The 15,075-nt window shown below is 64.2% G+C and carries 13 protein-coding genes and 2 pseudogenes; 4 read left to right on the top strand and 11 right to left on the bottom strand.

Annotated features, from left to right (window positions below; translation table 11 throughout):
- Window positions 1-46 precede the first annotated feature (46 nt).
- From ABIA30_RS21430 to ABIA30_RS21400, 7 genes are all read right to left on the bottom strand, one after another.
- A complete protein-coding gene (locus tag ABIA30_RS21430) occupies window positions 47-940 on the bottom strand; it encodes a 5-oxoprolinase/urea amidolyase family protein (RefSeq protein WP_370069104.1) in 894 nt (297 codons plus the stop codon).
- A complete protein-coding gene (locus ABIA30_RS21425; protein WP_370069102.1) occupies window positions 937-1,596 on the bottom strand; it encodes an allophanate hydrolase subunit 1 in 660 nt (219 codons plus the stop codon). The genes ABIA30_RS21430 and ABIA30_RS21425 overlap by 4 nt, the downstream gene beginning before the upstream one ends.
- 74 nt (window positions 1,597-1,670) lie before the next feature.
- Window positions 1,671-2,357, bottom strand: a complete 687-nt coding sequence (locus tag ABIA30_RS21420; RefSeq protein WP_370069101.1) for a queuosine precursor transporter — start codon at window positions 2,355-2,357, stop codon at window positions 1,671-1,673.
- A 127-nt stretch (window positions 2,358-2,484) separates the two neighbouring features.
- Window positions 2,485-3,462: an ABC transporter substrate-binding protein gene (locus tag ABIA30_RS21415; RefSeq protein ID WP_370069099.1), complete on the bottom strand. Its 978-nt coding sequence runs from the start codon at window positions 3,460-3,462 to the stop codon at window positions 2,485-2,487.
- A gap of 61 nt (window positions 3,463-3,523) precedes the next feature.
- Window positions 3,524-4,177, bottom strand: a complete 654-nt coding sequence (locus ABIA30_RS21410; RefSeq protein WP_370069097.1) for a hypothetical protein — start codon at window positions 4,175-4,177, stop codon at window positions 3,524-3,526.
- A 45-nt stretch (window positions 4,178-4,222) separates the two neighbouring features.
- Window positions 4,223-5,557: an aldehyde dehydrogenase family protein gene (locus tag ABIA30_RS21405; RefSeq protein ID WP_370069409.1), complete on the bottom strand. Its 1,335-nt coding sequence runs from the start codon at window positions 5,555-5,557 to the stop codon at window positions 4,223-4,225.
- An 11-nt stretch (window positions 5,558-5,568) separates the two neighbouring features.
- Complete coding sequence (locus tag ABIA30_RS21400) at window positions 5,569-6,657, bottom strand: phenazine antibiotic biosynthesis protein (protein ID WP_370069095.1); 1,089 nt, start codon at window positions 6,655-6,657, stop codon at window positions 5,569-5,571.
- Between the two features lie 695 nt (window positions 6,658-7,352).
- On the opposite strand from ABIA30_RS21400, the gene ABIA30_RS21395 reads away from it, so the two are divergent.
- Complete coding sequence (locus ABIA30_RS21395; RefSeq protein ID WP_370069093.1) at window positions 7,353-7,922, top strand: hypothetical protein; 570 nt, start codon at window positions 7,353-7,355, stop codon at window positions 7,920-7,922.
- Between the two features lie 168 nt (window positions 7,923-8,090).
- A complete protein-coding gene (locus ABIA30_RS21390; RefSeq protein WP_370069091.1) occupies window positions 8,091-8,507 on the top strand; it encodes a DUF732 domain-containing protein in 417 nt (138 codons plus the stop codon).
- A gap of 3 nt (window positions 8,508-8,510) precedes the next feature.
- Here ABIA30_RS21390 and ABIA30_RS21385 read toward each other — a convergent pair whose 3' ends face one another.
- A complete protein-coding gene (locus tag ABIA30_RS21385) occupies window positions 8,511-9,554 on the bottom strand; it encodes a patatin-like phospholipase family protein (RefSeq protein ID WP_370069089.1) in 1,044 nt (347 codons plus the stop codon).
- A 302-nt stretch (window positions 9,555-9,856) separates the two neighbouring features.
- Here ABIA30_RS21385 and ABIA30_RS21380 point away from each other — a divergent pair.
- Window positions 9,857-10,621: pseudogene (locus ABIA30_RS21380) on the top strand (L,D-transpeptidase); the annotation flags it as partial.
- A 154-nt stretch (window positions 10,622-10,775) separates the two neighbouring features.
- Window positions 10,776-10,997, top strand: coding sequence for a hypothetical protein (locus ABIA30_RS21375; RefSeq protein ID WP_370069087.1), 222 nt, complete (start codon window positions 10,776-10,778; stop codon window positions 10,995-10,997).
- A gap of 147 nt (window positions 10,998-11,144) precedes the next feature.
- Here ABIA30_RS21375 and ABIA30_RS21370 read toward each other — a convergent pair.
- The 3 genes and pseudogenes from ABIA30_RS21370 to ABIA30_RS21360 form a co-directional block, all read right to left on the bottom strand.
- A pseudogene (locus ABIA30_RS21370) lies at window positions 11,145-12,000 on the bottom strand (endonuclease domain-containing protein).
- 110 nt (window positions 12,001-12,110) lie between these two features.
- Window positions 12,111-14,990 carry an RND family transporter gene (locus tag ABIA30_RS21365; protein ID WP_370069085.1) on the bottom strand — a complete coding sequence of 960 codons (2,880 nt, stop codon included), beginning with the start codon at window positions 14,988-14,990 and terminating at the stop codon, window positions 12,111-12,113.
- A partial coding sequence (locus ABIA30_RS21360) for an MmpS family transport accessory protein (RefSeq protein ID WP_370069407.1) occupies window positions 14,987-15,075 on the bottom strand: 89 nt, incomplete at its 5' end. The genes ABIA30_RS21360 and ABIA30_RS21365, both read right to left, overlap by 4 nt.

The following is a 15,075-nucleotide window of genomic DNA, read 5'->3' as shown; positions in this document are numbered from 1 at the left end:
CCTCTCGTTCTACCAGGATTGCCAGGCCTGCGCTGGCGCCCCGCCGCTATCCGCCGAAAGGCGACCTGGGTCGAGACCAGTGCATCCGCACGTGCTGGCCGGGCCGGATCTGGGCCACCTTGTCGATGTCCTGGTCGGCGACCACGCCGATCACCGGGTAGCCGCCGGTGACCGGATGGTCCGGGCCGAGAATCACCGGTAAGCCGTTGGGCGGCACCTGAATTGCGCCCCGGGTGGCACCTTCGCTGGCCAGTTGACGATCCGGCCAGCGCAGCTGCAGTGGACGACCGCTCAGCCGCACGCCCACGCGGTCGCTGCGGTTGGTGACGATCCATTCGGTGTGCACCAGCGCATCCGGGTCGATGAACCAGTCGTCCCGCGGACCGGGTACCACCAGCAGCTCCAGCAGGTTCGGCGCGATGGAGGCCACCGGTGCCTGATCCAGCTCCGGGAAGTCGTCAGTGTGTTCGCCGACGGTCAGTACATCGCCGGCCTGCAGCGGGCGCGGGCCGAGTGCCGACATCACGTCATAGCTGCGTGAGCCCAGCACCGGATCGGCCTGGATACCGCCGCGCACCGCAACGTAGCTCCGCAGTCCGGTGTGCGGGGCGCCCAGCGATATCACCTCGCCGTCGTGCGCGTAGTGGATACTGTTGGTGCCGAACGGGATTCCGTTGACGGACGGATCGGCGTCGGCGCCGGTCACCGCGACGGCGACGCCGTCTTTACCGCCGCCGTGGACCCGAACCGACAGGCCGCCGAACATCACTTCGATGGTCGCCCGATCGTGCGGGTTGGCTACCAGCCGGTTGGCCAGCGTGTGCGACCGCCGGTCAGCCGCGCCCGAACGGGTCACGCCGAGGTGGGCCAGCCCGGGGCGGCCGAGGTCTTCCAGCAGAGCGAGCGGACCGGTCTTGAGGATCTCCAGGGTCGCGGTCACTGGGCACCCCTCACGGCCCGGAACTGCACCCACATGCCGGGCGTCAGGAGCGCCGGCTGATCCCGATCGATGTCCCACATGACGGCGTCGGTACGGCCGATCAACTGCCAGCCACCGGGATTCTCTCGCGGATACACTCCGCTGAACTCGCCGGCCAGACCGACTGAACCGGCTGGGACTCGGGTGCGTGGATCGGTGCGCCGGGGTACCTGTAGCCGCGGATCGCCACCGACCAGATACGCGAAACCCGGTGCAAATCCGCCGAATCCGACCTGCCATGGCCTCGCGGTGTGTGCAGCGACGACCTCGCCCGCGCTCATCCCGGTGTGCCGCGCCACCTCGTCGAGATCCTCGCCGTCATAGACCACGTCGAGCACCACGTCGGGCTGGGGTGGAGCGGCGGCCTGTTCGGTGAACCAGTCCAGGCGCACCTGGGAGAGCCGGTGGCGGGTCGGCGCCAGGTAGCGCGGCCCAGCGAGTTTGACCAGCACCGTTCGGGATGCTGGGACGATATCGACTACGCCGGGTATTCCGGCCTCACGCAGCGTGTTGGTCCACGCCAAAACCTCGGCAGTGCTGTTGAATTCGAGCAGCAGTGCCTGGTCGCCATAGTCTCGGACTGTGCCGATGACCATCGTTTCCGCTGTCACGGTCATGACCCGAAGCTACTCGCGAGTAGCGACACCTGGCGGTTTCTTTAATACCTCGCCAGAAGAGCCTTAGCGAATGCTCAAACCGCGAGCCCGTAGGTGGGTTCGCCACGCTTGATATGGGCGATCAGCCGGTAGGTGATGGGCAGGAACACCACCTCGACGGCGGTCTTGTACAGCCAGCCCTGTCCGGTGTAGACCGCGAAATCCCGGAACGTACTGATACCGATCGCATGTGCCGCGATGGTGCAGAACACCAGGGTGTCGCCGAGTTGTCCGGCGAACGTCGAGCCGACCAGTCGGGCCCACAGGTGTTTCTCTTTGGTGCGCTCCTTGATCGCCACCACCACCCAGGCATTGATGGTCTGCCCGACGATGAAGCCGGCCAGGCCCGCGACGATCAGCTGGGTATATGCCGAAACCACATTCTCCAGATGAGCCTGGTTCGGGTAGAAGTCGGCGGCCGGTAGATATACCGTGGCCCAAAAGCTCAGGGCAGCAAGGATATTCATCGCGAAGCCGAGATAGATGGCGCGCCGCGCAGCTTTGAATCCGTACACCTCGGACAGTACGTCGCCGATGATGTAGGTCAGCGGGAAGACGATGAAACCGCCGTCGGTGATGATGGGGCCGAACGCCACGCCTTTGGTCGCGGTGACATTGGAGATGATCACCAATGCGGTGAACACCGCCACCAGCACCGGATAGTAGGTCGATCCGATCTGCGCGAAGCGGGCCTGCTGTCCGGGAACGTCTGGTTCGGTCACGGATGAATATCTTGGCAGGTGGGTTGCTTCCCCGTCGCTTCGCTCGCCCGGGGCATGCTTCCCCGTCGCTTCGCTCGCCCGGGGCATGCTTCCCCGTCGCTTCGCTCGCCCGGGTGGCCCGCGCGAGTTACCTGAGCGCTTTGGCCAGCAGCGGCGGCAGCTGGTCGGCCACTGCGGGATAGGACAGCACCGATGCGAACGTGACGGCCGCGGACAGATCCTTGTTGGGGAACAGGATCCGGTTGCTCTTGGCCAGATTCAGTTGCGCGACTGTGGGGTCGGCAGCAATCGCGGCGGGCTGTTGGTCGTCGTCGACAGTCCAGATCACGGCGTCGGCGTCGTCCAATACCGATGCCATCTGGTCACGCGGGATGAAGGCGTGCTGGCCATGAACGAATTGATCGAGTCCATTCGGGGTCCCGATGCCCATCTCGCCGAGGAACTCGGTGCGCCAACCGGCCGGGGTCACCGTCACCCCGGCAGGGGTCGGGGCACCGTTGACCAGAAACACCTTCCGACCACTGAACACCGGGTAGTTTTTGCCGGCAGCAGTGAACTTGGCGTCGACGGCGTCGATCAGTTGCTTCATCTCGTCGGCCTTGAAGACCGCCTGCCCGATGGCAGTCGCCTGGTCTTTCCACGGTTCGAAGAAGGCGTCCGGACCGGACTGGGCAACCGTCGGCGCGATGGCCGCCAGCTTGCTGTAGGTATCCGAGTCCAGTCCGGCGTTGGTGGCGATGATCAGGTCGGGATTGAGGGCGGCGATCTTGTCGACCTGAATTCCGTTGTCCAGGTTCAGTACCGCCGGTTGCGCAGTGCCGAGTTTGGGCTGCGCCCACGGCCATACGGCCGACGGCTGACCGCCGAACCACTCGGTCACCGCGATCGGGACGACACCGACCGCCAGCAGTTCGTCCTGCCCGGTCAACCCGGCGCTGACCACCTTCTTCGGCGGACCGGAAATCTTGGTCTGGCCGAAGGCATGATCGATGGTGACCGAGCCATCTTGGGCGACAGTGCCGGACGGTTGCGGCTTGCTGCATGCCGCGAGCAAGGCAGTACCGGCCGTCAGCGCCAGAAAGCTACGGCGCGAAAGTGCGTGCACTCGGGTGAGTGTGTCACTCCGGCCGGTACCGCGCCAGCGTGACGTCCCAGGCCACCGCGACCTAGCCGGCAGTTACGGCGACCTCGGTGTCGTATGTGTACAGCGGGGCCGCGGCGTCGGTGATCTCCTGACGGGCCCGGCTCACCACTGCGTCGACCTCCGTACGAGCTGCGGTGGCGCGGTCGACGACCTCGCCGCGTTCCCGGGTGAAGCCTTCACGGACGTCGCCGCCCTGAGCCGCGATACGGGCCAGGTTGAACGCCGCACCCACTGCCGCGTCGACTACCGAACCGCGGGCGCGGAGCACCGCGCCTGCGACGTCGGCACCACCGCTGACCACCGTGTTAGGGAGCACCGCTTGGGTGTTGACGTACTGCCCGACCGCGCTGCGGATCCGGCTGCCGGCCGCCCCGAGCTCATCGGCTAGGCCGTCACGGGTGGTGTGCAGCGCCTCGGGAAGGGTTGCACCGTCCTGGATTTCATTGATCACCGTGGCCGGCGAGTGCGCCAGCAGGGCGGAGATCTCGGTGGCGGCGCCGAGCAGTTCACCGGTGAGTCCCTGCCCGGCGTCGAGCTGACGGGTCAGGACCTGGCGGATCGCCAGAGTGCGTTTGGGCTCGGCGACCTCATCGATGCTGACCACCTCGGCGGTGATCTCGACGGGCTCGTCCCGGATGATCTCGGATTTGGCGTTGAGGGTGTCTGCTTCAGGCATATGAGCAGTCCACTCCGCGCAGACGTCACGCAGTCGGCGCAGAGGTTAGGACCGGATGAATCCCATGTTGCGCATCAGGAAGTCGGCCAGGAATCCCTCGTGCGGGACCTGGGGGTCGCTGCGGTAAGTGGTGTGTCGGCCCAGGTAGACATTGATGATTGTGGGCTCGGTCACGATGTCGTCGACCAGGGCGTGGTCCTCGGTGATGACGTTGAGCACCAAAGAGTTCCGCAGGGGTGCCAGCCCGTCGGCACGACGCCATTCGGCCACCCAGGCGCAGGGGAACGGCATTTCGACGTTCAGGATCGCCGGGTCCGGACCACGGAGCAGGTGCAACGCCGGACGCAGCACCGCGTACCCGTCACCGCGGTCGAGCAGCACCTGATCGGCGCCCAGCAGCGCGGTGGTGCCGACCGCCTTGTCGCGTAGATGGCGCACCAGCTGGTCAGCGGCGGTCCATGGGCTGCTGGGCAGTTCGGCCACCGGGATGGCCGCCAGCCGCTCGGCGATGGCCTGGGCAAGCTCGGCGGGGTCGCCTTCGTAGAGCACCGCGGTGGTGTTGACGCATGCCATGCCGGCCAGCCCGCCGATGGAATCGACGATGGTGTCGAGGTGCGGACGCCAATCTTGTTCTGCGGTGATCAAGATCTTGGTGCGCCCGGGCCCGTTGGTGAGCACGTTGGGGTTACCGGTGTAGCGGTCCACGACATCCTGACCGCCGTAGACCAACGCCAGGTCGCCGGCGGCGATCAGATGATCGGCCCCGGCGTAATCGGTAGGCAGGAACACCGCGTCGCTGTCGCGGAACCCGGCTTTGCGTAACGCCAGGATCATCCGGTGTGCGGTCAGTGGTTCCCGGCGGGACGGCCGCACCGCCACCCGCAGCCCCAGAGCCAATGCCTGCGGCCACAATCCGTGCACACCTGGGGCGTTGCCGGGAGCGTGGACTGCAAGCACTTCGCCGCGCCGGGCCCACAGCGCGCCGGCCGATTGCTCGGCCCAGTTCAATGTTGCTCCGCGGGGTTGCGCGGGCAGCACCGCGTCGAACGCGGTGCGCATGCCGTCGGCGGCTGCTTGGGCTCCGGTCGTCGCCACGGCACGAGGCAGGCCGGAGATCCGGCAGGTCAGATCCAGGTAGTCCTCGAAGTCCAGCCCGCCCAGCCGCTCGGTGGCGAAAATGCTTGCCGCGTGCAGCAGGCTCTGCTGCCGGTGCGGCAGCGGTAATGGCCGGGCCCGTCGTTGTGCCATGACTGCCCTGGTAACAAAAATCCTTGGTACCAAGCTCATCTCGGCGACTGCCGTGCCGCCGGTGTCGTAGATCGTCTCCTGCCGGTGGGTGCGGTATACGCCATCCGGGCCGAGTGCGGCAATGTCCGCCAAATCGGACATGGTCAGTACACGCCCTCGATCACCGGTTCGCCGCCGAATACCGCGACCGGGGCCACCTCGCTTACCGAATCACCTTGCTGCCCTTCAGGTCCCGGCCAGCGGATCGCGGTATCGCGTTCCAGATTGTTCGGGATGAACATGCCCTTGCTCAGATGATTCATGACCACTTGGCCGCGCTGCCCGTACGGCACCGGGTCGCCGGTGTCGGGGTCGACGACCCAGAACACCACGTACGGCGAACGCGGATCGAATACCGCGGTGTGCTCCACGATCCGGGTAGCGGCCTGCGACAGGATCATGGTGGAGCCGAAGACCAGGGCGATCTCGGTGTCGGGGAAGACGTTCCGCATCACGTCCAGAGTGTCGGGATCGACGTGGGCACCGCTGAGAAGTAGATACCGGATCTTGCTGTTCACCAGGTCGACGAGGGCGTCGTCGGCGGCCATTGCCTCGATCATCGGTGGGGTGGCGTGAAGGTTGGCCACATCCTGGGTACGCAGGATGAACCGGGCCTGGTCCAGGACGTGGTCGAGATACGCGTCGACCTGGCGGGTTTCGCCGCGCGCTGCGATCTTCTTGACCCAACGCGGATCGAGATCGATGGCATGGAAGATCGCGCCGAGCCGGTTGGCCACCGCCTGGTCGAAGTATCCGACGCCGTGTGGTCCCCCGGGCATGAGGCAGAGCAGCCCCCGGCCCCGCTGGAAGCCGCCGGCGCTGAAGTCTTCGACCTGCCAGCGGGTCACCTGCTCCAGCCAGTCCGGGAGTTGGGCAGTGCGTTTCGGTGCTCCGGTGGTGCCGCCGGACTCGAAGATCCTTGGAATCGGCGCCGGGGAACCGTAACCCGCGGGGATCAGATCCTCGACCGGTACATCGCGCAATTGATCGACCAGATTCGGGAATCTCCGTAGGTCGGCGAAGGTGTTGACTTCGGTAACCGGATCGAAGTCCAGCGTGCGGGCAGCGCGAAGCCAGAAGGGTGATCCGGTGTCGGCACCGAAATGCCAAGAGATGATCGCCCGCAGGTATTCCAGCGGATCGGGCATGGAGTCCCGTGGAACGTCGAGCAGGGAGAAGTCCGGATCGGCCACAGGGTCATCCTGTATCAATCGAGCGCGTGGAAGTGCTTGGCGCCAGGGAACTTTCAGTGTCGCGACGGGTAACTGAAGCCGTCTCGGTGGTGAACATCAAGGCGCTCGCGAACTCGGTTGTGGCGGTCGCGTCGGGTCTGCGGCAACTTTGAGATCGTTTGCCGAGCGGATTAATTGACGCAACTTCTGAGTGGTCGGCCCACTCTGACCCCTCGCGTCACTCGGGTTTCTAAATGTTTGCTGCAGAGGGCGTCTGCGGATCGAGAGGCGGTGTTGTCCGTGGCTTTCGGGTGGCTGTGAAGATGCCGCGTAGGGTAGATATGCGCAGCTCAAATAGGTAAATCACGACGTGCATAAAGAATTTGTCCGCTACCTGGGTGGCCTACATCACATTTGCTAGAATCTGTGTAGAATATATGTGCAGCCGCAGAAATTAGCCAGAGCGTCAGATCTTCTATCGAGAGACCGTCTATGGTGACCGTTCGCTGGGCTGCTCATAGGGGTTGAGAAGTTTGCTGAGTCGGTGATGCTCGGTGGCTGCGCACGTTGTTCCATCGCGGTTCGCGAAGGGGCCGGCGCAGACGGCACATCGGTTTGGTGTTGCGGGAAAGGCGGTTTCGGGCATGGGGCAGTCAACGCCTGGGCGGTCGTCGGCGCGTCAATGTCTGCGGCCCGATCGGCGTAAACGTGCCGACGTGGTTGCGGCCTCGGCGCACTTGCCGGCCGTGCTCATCGGCTTGCGGTGGCTGTACGACACCGTGCAGCCACCCCAGTCCGCGATCGATCCGCGTGGTCACAGCCTGCCTTCTGCGAGGGGAAGTCGGAGTCTGCGGTTCGACCCGGTGGGTCGTTACGGCCTGGCAGTGGTGGAGATCTTCGGTAGTGCCCGAAGTGAATCCGGGGACGGCGCATTGGCCACCGCCGAGATTGCTGCGTTCGGAGACCTGGTGGATGGTCTGGGTGAAGAGGTCATTGCGACCTGGACCGGCACGGGCAACGTGATCGGTGGTTTGGCGTTGGCCCGGTCCGCACATCCGTCACTACTCGCCGCGGTCGCCCGGTTCCGCGAACACGGCCTGGCCGAAATGGAAGACGCGATCGACCTGCGAGCGGTGCAGTGTGCCGTGCTCGACCGGGCGCTCTCCTTGCAGCCGTTCGTCGGCCCATGGCCGGAGTCACTGGACCCGTCGGGGGTATTGCGGCGATTGGCCGGAGGCGCGGTGGCCAAGTTCTCCTCAGGGCAGGGCGGCGTCGGCCGACGCTGATGTCCCCGAGTTGACGTGCGCGTCAGTTCATTCGGTGTTACGGATCTCGAGTTCAGATATCGCATTTGGTCCTGAATCCTTATCATTTCGGTATGGCAACGCTATGCGCGGCCGGTGCGAGCGGCCGGAGCGCGTGATCGGGCCATCGGGTGACTGAAAGGGGGCGGCGTGTCCTTCCTGCGAAGGTCTGTCGGTCCGTTGCTTGCGGCGTTGGTTACCACGGGATTGCTGGGTGCCGGACCTGCCGCAGCTGATTCGGGCCCGGGCTTGTTGGGCTCGTGCGCCGAGCGCAACGATCCGCTGGAATGCGTGCCCATCAAGACGCCGGCCACGGCCTCTGAAGCTGCCTACCTCGACAATCTTCACGGCGTGGTCAAGACCAATGACGCTGACCTGCTTGCGGCCGGCCGCCGTACCTGCAACATGTTCGTGTACGCAGGGCAGACCACCGATCAGGCCACTGCCGCCATCGGTACGTCGCTCAAGTTGAATCAGGCGTCTGCGAGCGCCGTCATGCACAGCGCTATGACCTATCTGTGCCCCGGACTCACGGTCGGTCCGGACGGGGTGCCCCGGCCGATTTAGCCGTCACGTCCCGGTCGGGGCGGGGTGGAACCGTCGCAAGTATGCGGGCCAGTCCCAGTGGGTGAGGAATTCCTGCGCTGCCGTAAAACCGTTGGTGTACAACCTCGCTCGGTCTGATTGGGTGATATTGAAGTTCAAGTAGCCGATGCCCGCCGAGTCGACCGCTATGGTTCGGGCCGACACCGACGGCTGGCTGAGGTAGGTCTGGTCGTGTCCCAGCAGCGCGGTGTTGATCAAACCTTCGAGCAGGCGCGGTGCACCAGGCAAGTCGATCAGTGGCGCCAACCCGGGTTCGGGGTCGCCGTCACCTTGGGCCGGTCGCAGCGCCGTCACGGTGATACCGAAACTCGGCCAGCGTGGCGGCTTTCCGTCGATGCGGTCGAGTGAGTACATCGGGAAGTTCGACAGCAGCCCACCGTCGATCAAGGTCGACGTGACGCCCGCCGTACTGGTGATCGTCACTGGGCGAAAGAAGAATGGGATTGCCATCGAGGCGCTCACCGCGTCGGCGACCATTTGCTCGTCGGGGTCCAATCCGTAGAGACGGCGGTAATCCCAGGGCAATCGGACCAGGCGGCCCCGGGTGACGTCCGCGACCGTCACCACCAACCGGTAGCGCTGTTCGGGTGGCAGATCGGGGTCTGCCAACGCCAGATCGCCGAAGGTCCGCACGCCGAGATTGCTCAACTCGGCGGCCACCCAATCGTGAATGAAGTCGCCGCGGTACATCCCATGGCCGCGCAGTGCCGCCCATGCCATGCCAAGGAAGGGCAGATGGGCAGCCGGCACCGGATCGAGAAACTTGCGGTACGGCAACGACATTGCGAGGTTCTTGAGGTCGCCCCCGTCGAGTTTGTCGGCACCGGCGGCCACGATGGCGCCGACCAGTGAGCCTGCCGAGGTTCCCGATATCCGCCCGATTCGGTAGCCGGCGTCCATCAGCGCCACCACCGCACCCACCAGTCCGATGCCCTTCACCCCGCCTCCGGAGAGCACCAGGTCGGCCTTAAGCTGCTCGAGGCTGCAGTCGCCGTGACTCTGATCCATCGAGGTCGATGCTAGCTCCGAGGAGTGCGTCACCTGGTCGTTTGCCGGGAGCGGTCACAGTCAACTCATAACGTTCGGTCACCGTCTGCCCAGTGGGCGTCCGTAATCTCGGTGGGGCACATCGGATTTCGAGACGCAGAACGGCGGAGGTGAACAGTGGTGGGCCGAACAGTCAGTGTCGGGGCAAGCCGCCGATCGCCCGTCGGTACTGTGACCGAATGCTGTTCCTACGCGCGTTGGTCGTGTTTTTGTTCGCCTCGTTCTGGGCGCCGGTTGCGTTGGCATCCGCCGACGACGAGGACGTCCCTCCGGCCGGTCCGCCGCCGGCCTCGTTCACTATGACCTCCGGGGCCCCGATCCAGAACGGGGCTACCTACGGAGTCGGCACGGTGATCGTCGCTCACTTCGCAAAACCGGTCGGTGACCGCGCTGCCGCTGAGCAGTCGGTTGCGGTGCAGGCGAATCCACCGGTGGCAGGTTCGTGGCACTGGGTCAACAACCAGACCGCGCATTGGCGCCCGCCGCAGTATTGGCAACCGGGAACTATGGTTTCAGTCGGCTCCGGTCCGACGTTCACCATCGGCGCCTCCCATGTGGCGATCGCCGATGACAACACCAAGCAGGTCACTGTCTTTGACGGTGGGAAGCTTGTTCGCACCATGCCGACCTCGATGGGTCGCGGCGGCACCGACACTGTCAACGGCAAGACGTTGAGTTTCTGGACCCAGCCAGGGGTTTACACCGTGCTGGACAAGAGCAATCCAGTAGTTATGGATTCCTCCACGTACGGACTGCCCATCAACTCGCACCTGGGTTACAAGGAGACCATCCCGTACGCGGTGCGGATCAGCACCGACGGGATCTACCTGCATGAGCTCGATGCCACGGTGTGGGCGCAGGGCAAGACCAACACCAGCCACGGCTGCCTGAATCTGAATGGCGCCAACGCGCAGTGGTACTACAACTTCTCGGTTCCCGGTGACGTTGTCGAGATCCGGAATACCGGTGGCAAGCCGCTGCAGCTGTGGCAGAACGGGGACTGGAGTGTGCCGTGGGACCAGTGGTGATCACAGTGTGGTGACATCGGCACGTCGGTGTGACGTATTCCACAATTCTTTGGGTATCCTGATCAACGTCACCACTAAATGTCCTCGTCAGAGCTGGTAGTTAGTAGATAAAATAAACTGGTAACAGAGATCCAAGGTTCGGTCAGGAGTCATCGTGGGAGCAGTAGTCAAGTTGTCAGACCGGTCGCCTCAGTACCCCGACGCGTCCGGTGCCTCGATGTCTGAAGTGCTGTCGACATGTTCGGACATCATCGAGTCGACGTTCGCCGATCGCATGCGCCAGCTTGGCGGTAGCGAGTCGGACATCCACAAGCTTGCGTCGTCGGCGGCCTATGCAGTGTTCGCCTGGTCGGCCGGGCGCGGCTTCGCCAGTTAGCCAATACCTCAAGACTTCACGATCCCGCCGGCCGGCACACCTTCGTGGTGTGCCGGCCGGCGGGATTTCTGCACTATTGCCGCCCGGCACTACGGTTTCTGATGAAAATCAGCCGAATTCCGTCAGAAACCGTAGTGCGACGGTCGGTTACCCGGGGCATCTGGTTGCCCGCAATGCGCGACGGATGCGAGCGATGACTTCCTCAGCCGATAGCGCAACTGGTCGCGGCTCACCCGAATGATCGTCCAGCCGCGTGCCGCCAGGAATTCCAATCGCTCGATGTCCTCGGCATGCTGGCGGGTGTCCGTCCAGTGCTGGTCACCGTCATACTCGACACCGACCAGCCACTCAGGCCAGCCCGTGTCGATGCGTCGTCGTACTCAGCGCGGCTGTCGGTGACCGGAATCTGGGTTTGCGGCCGAGGCAGACCTGCATTCACGATGAGCAGCCGCAGGCGAGTCTCCTGCGGTGATTCCGCACCAGCGTCGACGAATTCCAGGGCGGCGCGTAGCCGGCGAATACCGCGCGCACCCGGGTAGCGTTCGGCGATTGCCGTCACCGCGCCGACTGGACAGCCGGCGGCGTGTAGCAGTGCGTCGATCCGGATGACGGCCGTCTCGAAAGGTAGCCGGCGGCCAAGGTCGTATGCCGTGCGGGCCGTTGTGGTGCAGCGCATTTCGGTGACGCCGGTCAGCTCGTCTGCGGCGATCGCTCCAGAGTGAACGATGATGCCGTGGGGCGAGGGCTGGCGCAGGCGGCCGAGTTCGGCCGGTGCCGCGTCGGGGAGCCATCTACTGCCCAGGACTGCCGCGGCCGAATACCCGGTCAGTGTTGCTCTACGTCTGGACCACAACCACGCCGCGATGGCCCGGTGGTACGCGGTGAGCGTGAAATCTCTTGGCGCGTAGACGTTCTGATGGACCTTTGAGTAACTGGTGCGAAGCGTCTGCCGGGTGACCAGTCCCGTGGATATCGCTTCGCTGCCGATGATGATTTCCCCCACGCTTCTTTAGATGCGTGAGAGCGCCCATCGGTTCCATATCGGTCGTCGGCACTACGGTTTCTGACGGGAATTCCCCGCTATTTCGTCAGAAACCGTAGTGCCGGCGCCAGTTAGACGGAGGCGTGCTCGGCAGCAGCCGGTGCGGGCCAGGGCGACGGAACCGGGCGCTGACGCACGATTTGCGGCCACCAGAACCACTTGCCCAGCAGGGATGCGATCGACGGCATCATGAAGGACCGCACCACCAGAGTGTCGAACAACAAGCCCAGGCCGATGGTGGTACCCACCTGGCCGATGATGCGCAGCTCGCTGATCGCCATGGATGCCATGGTGAAGGCGAAGACCAGGCCGGCGTTGGTGACCACAGAGCCGGTGCTGCCCATGGCGCGGATGATGCCGGTGTTGAGTCCGGCATGGATCTCTTCCTTGAACCGGGCGACCAATAGCAGGTTGTAGTCCGCGCCGACGGCCAACAGGATGATCACCGACATCGGTATCACCATCCAGTGCAGCGGTAGGCCGATCAGGTACTGCCAGATGAGGATCGACATACCCAACGACGCGCCCAGTGAGATCGCCACCGTCGCCACGATCACCGATGCCGCCACCACCGCTCGGGTGATGATGAGCATGATGATGAAAATCAGTGCGAGAGCGGAGATTCCGGCGATCATCAAGTCGTAGTCAGAGCCCTCGGCCATGTCCCGGAAGGTTGCGGCACTACCGGCCAGATAGATCTTGGAGCCCTCGAACGGGGTGCCTTTGATCGCCTCCTTGGCGGCCTGCTTGATGGCATCGATGTGCGAGATGCCTTCGGGCGTAAGGGGATTTCCCTCATGTTGCACGATGAACCGCACCGACTTGCCGTCCGGCGAGATGAAGTTCTTCATGCCGCGTTTGAAGTCGGGGTTCTGGAAGGCCTCCGGCGGCAGGTAGAACGTGTCGTCGTTCTTGGCCTTGTCGAAGGCTTCACCCATGGCGCTGGAGTTCTTCGATCCCTCGGCCTGCTGTTCCTGCTGACCGTTCTGGGTGGCGTACATGATCTGCATGTACTTCTTCATGTTCTTCATGACGTCGATCTGCGGTGGCATCACCGCAACCAGTTGCGGCATCAGCGCATCCATCTTGTCCATGTCGGGCAGGATGCTCTGGATGTCGTCGGTCATGGTGTCGATGCCGTCGAGGGTGTCGAAGATGGACCGGATGGACCAGCACGACGGGATGTCGTAGCAGTGCGGTTCCCAGTACAGGTAGTTGCGGATCGGTCGGAAGAAGTCGTCGAAGTCTGAGATGTGATCGCGCAGGGTCTGGATGTCGTAGACCATGCCGTGCATCTTGGCGACCATGCTGTGCATCACGTCCGCCATCTGAACCGTGATGCCCTGCATCTTGGTCATGGTGTCGATGCTGGTCTGGATGTCGCCGATCTGCTTCTGCATATCGCGCATCATGTCCTGCTGGTACTTCTGATTCATGACCTGAGTGGTGCTCTGCATGCCCAGCTGGAACGGGATGGTCGAGTGCTCGATCGGGGTGCCCTGCGGCCGGGTGATGGCCTGTACCTGGGAGATACCCGGCACGGCCACAACGGCTTTCGCGATCTTGTCGATCACCAGGAAGTCCGACGAGTTCCGCAGGTCATGGTCGCTCTGTATGAGCAGCAGGTCGGGGTTCATGCGGGCCGGTGAGAAGTGCCTGTTGGCGGCCGCGTAGCCCTCGTTGGACGTCAGATCTGCCGGCATGTACTGGCGGTCGTCGTAGCTCGTCCTGTAGCCGGGGATGGCAATCAGACCGACCAGCGCCACCGCGATCGTGGCGACCAGGATCGGACCCGGCCAGCGAGTGATCACAGCGCCGATCTTGCGCCAGCCGCGCACCCGCATCACGCGCTTGGGTTCGAGCGTCTTGCCCAACTTGGTGACCACGGTGATGAGGGCCGGGCCAAGGGTCAGCGCGGCGAGTACCACGGTGACCATGCCGATGGCCAGCGGAATGCCCAGCGTCTGGAAGTAGGGCAAGCGGGTGAAATGCAGGCAGTACGTCGCACCGGCGATGGTCAGACCCGAACCGAGAATGACGTGCGCGGTGCCGTGGTACATGTCGTAGTAGGCGTCCACTTTGGACAACCCGGCGGTGCGCGCCTCCTGGTACCGGCCGATCAGGAAGATGGCGTAGTCGGTCGATGCTGCGATGGCCAGCATCGGAAGCAGGTTGGTGGCGAAGGTCGACAGGCCGATGACGTTGTAGAACCCGAGGACGGCGACCAGGCCGCGGGCTGCACCTACCAGCACCATCACGATCAACAGCTCGACCAACACAGTGACCACCGACCGGTACACCAGCAGCAGCATGATGATGATGACCGCGAACGAAACGGCCTCCATGACCTTCAGGCTGCGGTCGCCGGCGACGTTCATGTCGGAGGCCTGGGCTGCCGCGCCGGTGATATAGCTCTTCACACCGGGCGGGGCGGGGGTGTTCTTGAGGATCTTGTCGACGGCCTCGACGGAATCGTTGGCCAGCGATTCGCCCTGGTTGCCGCGCAGGTAGACCTGCACGTAGGCGGACTTGCCGTCCGCGCTCTGTGAGCCGGATGCGGTCAGCGGGTCACTCCAGAAGTCCTGGACGTGCTCGACGTGCGCGGTGTCGGCCTGCAGCTTGGCGACGATCTGGTCGTAGTAGGCGTGCGCCGCGGCGTCCAGCGGCTGTTGGCCCTCCAGCACCACCATGGCCGAGCTGTCGGAGTCGAACTCCTTGAAGTCGGAGCCGACCTGCTTCATTGCGATCATCGAGGGCGCGTCGTGCGGTGACATCGAGACCGAGCGCATCTTGCCGACCTCGTCGAGCGACGGGACGATCGTGCTGAGCACGACGACGATGCCGATCCAGACGAGGATCACCGGGATCGCCAGGGTGCGGATCAGCCGGGGGATCAGCGGCCTGTGAGTGGATGCCGGTTCTGTCTCGGCGGACATGGAATGGGTGCTCATGCGGATTTCACCAGGCAGAAGGTCTGGGCGTGCACGCCGGTGGATGTTCGGGTGTCTTTGAGTTCGTCGTCGACGTGGACGGTGC

This window comes from Mycobacterium sp. MAA66, assembly GCF_041261665.1.
Classification (GTDB): domain Bacteria; phylum Actinomycetota; class Actinomycetes; order Mycobacteriales; family Mycobacteriaceae; genus Mycobacterium.
The sequence above is the reverse complement of the archived record's forward strand: the minus strand, read 5'-3'. Positions and strand labels throughout refer to the sequence as shown.

Excerpts from the sequence above, each read along its gene's own strand:
- ABIA30_RS21425 (WP_370069102.1), bottom strand. The coding sequence starts at position 1,596 with ATGACCGTGACAGCGGAAACGATGGTCATCGGCACAGTCCGAGACTAT.
- ABIA30_RS21410 (WP_370069097.1), bottom strand. The coding sequence starts at position 4,177 with ATGCCTGAAGCAGACACCCTCAACGCCAAATCCGAGATCATCCGGGAC.
- ABIA30_RS21365 (WP_370069085.1), bottom strand. The coding sequence starts at position 14,990 with ATGAGCACCCATTCCATGTCCGCCGAGACAGAACCGGCATCCACTCAC.
- ABIA30_RS21385 (WP_370069089.1), bottom strand. The coding sequence starts at position 9,554 with ATGGATCAGAGTCACGGCGACTGCAGCCTCGAGCAGCTTAAGGCCGAC.